The 276-nt window shown below is 45.3% G+C and carries 1 protein-coding gene; it reads right to left on the reverse strand.

Annotated elements, in window-relative coordinates; translation table 11 throughout:
* Positions 1 to 192, reverse strand: a 192-nt coding sequence (locus tag IYN85_RS25695) for a helix-turn-helix domain-containing protein (protein WP_196161836.1), incomplete at its 3' end; no start/stop codon positions are given.
* Between the last annotated feature and the right edge of the window lie 84 nt (positions 193 to 276).

Raw genomic sequence — 276 nt, forward strand, 5'->3', positions numbered from 1 at the left:
TCGTCTGTGATCGCTAATCGCCTGCGCTTGTTTTGGGCGATACCCTCGAAGTCCACTGTTCCGCTTTATCTCTCTCGATATCGTTGATGGACTCCGTTTTAAATTGTCTGAAATTTGTTTTTGGTTGAGTCCCTCTTTCAATAGCGAATAGATCTGGTATCGTTCGTTTTCAGTCAGCTGATGGTAGTTCAAAGTGCTTTATCTCTTGGTCGGGAGGAGCGCAACTCTATCAGCTGGCTCCTCAACTACCAATTGCACTTATTATGCGAAATCGCC

This window comes from Reinekea sp. G2M2-21, assembly GCF_015687175.1.
GTDB lineage: Bacteria > Pseudomonadota > Gammaproteobacteria > Pseudomonadales > Natronospirillaceae > Reinekea.